Annotated in this window: 1 protein-coding gene; it reads left to right on the top strand. The window is 69.7% G+C overall.

Features of this window, described 5'->3' with window-relative positions:
- On the top strand, nt 1-2003 hold a 2003-nt coding region (infB, locus tag HMPREF3099_RS05625), incomplete at its 5' end, for a translation initiation factor IF-2 (protein WP_202816699.1).
- Nucleotides 2004-2055: the final 52 nt, after the last annotated feature.

Here is a 2055-nt window from a genome sequence, read left to right as displayed (position 1 = left end):
ACCTCACCGGCCAGGTCATCTGCGGCCCCGTCGGTGGTGGCCCGCGTGGCGGTCGCGGCGGCCGTGGTGGCACCCAGGGTGCCTTCGGTCGCGGAGGCGGCAAGCGCAAGGCCCGCAAGTCCAAGCGCGCCAAGCGCGCCGAGTTCGAGCAGATGCAGGCACCCTCCATCGGAGGTGTGCAGGTTCCCCGCGGTGACGGCTCGACCGTCATCAAGGTGCGCCGCGGCTCGTCGCTCACGGACTTCGCCGACAAGATCAACGCCAACCCGGCGTCGCTGGTGACGGTGCTCTTCCACCTGGGCGAGATGGCCACGGCCACCCAGTCCCTGGACGAGGACACCTTCGGCGTGCTCGGCGCGGAGCTCGGCTACGACATCCAGGTGGTCTCCCCCGAGGAGGAGGAGGCCGAGCTGCTCAGCTCGTTCAACATCGACCTCGAGGCCGAGGAGGCCGCCGAGACCGACGAGGACCTGGCCCCGCGTCCGCCGGTCGTGACCGTCATGGGTCACGTCGACCACGGAAAGACCCGCCTGCTCGACGCCATCCGCAAGGCCGACGTCGGCGGCGGTGAGGCCGGTGGCATCACGCAGCACATCGGTGCCTACCAGGTGCACACCGAGCACGAGGGCGAGGAGCGTGCGCTGACCTTCATCGACACCCCGGGTCACGAGGCGTTCACCGCCATGCGTGCCCGTGGTGCCAAGGTCACCGACATCGCGATCCTCGTGGTCGCGGCCGACGACGGCGTCATGCCGCAGACCATCGAGGCCCTCAACCACGCCAAGGCGGCCGACGTGCCGATCGTGGTAGCGGTCAACAAGGTCGATGTGGCGGGCGCCAACCCGGCCAAGGTGCGCCAGCAGCTCACCGAGTACGAGCTGGTCGCCGAGGAGTACGGCGGTGACGTGATGTTCGTCGACGTGTCGGCCAAGAACGGCGACAACATCGACGGCCTGCTCGAGGCGGTCCTGCTCACCGCGGACGCCGCCCTGGAGCTGCGCGCCAACCCGGACAAGGACGCCCGTGGTGTGGCCATCGAGGCCAACCTGGACCGTGGCCGCGGTGCCGTGGCCACCGTCCTGGTGACCTCCGGAACGCTGCGCGTCGGCGACGCCATCGTGTCGGGCTCGGCCTACGGCCGCGTCCGCGCGATGCTCGACGAGCACGGCAACCCGGTGGAGGAGGCGCTGCCCTCCCGCCCGGTGCAGGTGCTGGGCATGGACTCCGTGGCCCGCGCCGGTGACACCTTCGTGGTGGCCCCGGACGACCGCACCGCCCGCCAGATCGCCGAGAAGCGTGAGGCCGCGGACCGTCAGGCCTCGCTGGCCAAGGCCCGCAAGCGCATCAGCCTCGAGGACCTCAACGAGGCCCTCGCCAAGGGCAAGGTCGAGACCCTCAACCTCATCCTCAAGGGTGACGTGTCGGGTTCGGTCGAGGCCCTGGAGGACGCGCTGCTGCAGCTCGACGTGGGCGACGAGGTCGACCTGCGGATCATCGACCGCGGCGTCGGCGCCATCACGATGAACAACATCAACCTCGCCGTCGCGTCCGACGCGGTCATCCTCGGCTTCAACGTGCGGGCCGAGGGCCAGAACGCGGACTATGCCGAGCGCGAGGGCGTCGAGATCCGGTACTACTCGGTCATCTACCAGGCGATCGAGGACATCGAGAACGCCCTCAAGGGCATGCTCAAGCCGGAGTACGAGGAGGTGGAGACCGGCTCGGCCGAGATCCGCGAGGTGTTCCGCTCCTCGAAGTTCGGCAACATCGCCGGTTCGATCGTCCGCTCGGGCGAGGTGCGTCGCGGCGCCAAGGCGCGCATCACGCGCGACGGCGTCGTCATCACCGAGGACCTGGAGCTCACCGGTCTGCGGCGCTTCAAGGACGACGTCACCGAGGTCCGCGAGGGCTTCGAGTGCGGTATCAACCTGGGCTCGTGGAACGACGTCCAGGAGGGTGACCTCATCACCACCTACGAGATGCGGGAGAAGCCGCGCGACTGACGCGCACCGCACCTCCGGTCCAAGGGGCCGCACCCACCCGGGTGCGGCCCCT

Origin of the sequence: Kytococcus sp. HMSC28H12, from assembly GCF_001816045.1 — a bacterium.
Taxonomy (GTDB): domain Bacteria; phylum Actinomycetota; class Actinomycetes; order Actinomycetales; family Dermatophilaceae; genus Kytococcus; species Kytococcus schroeteri.
The sequence above is the reverse complement of the archived record's forward strand: the minus strand, read 5'-3'. Positions and strand labels throughout refer to the sequence as shown.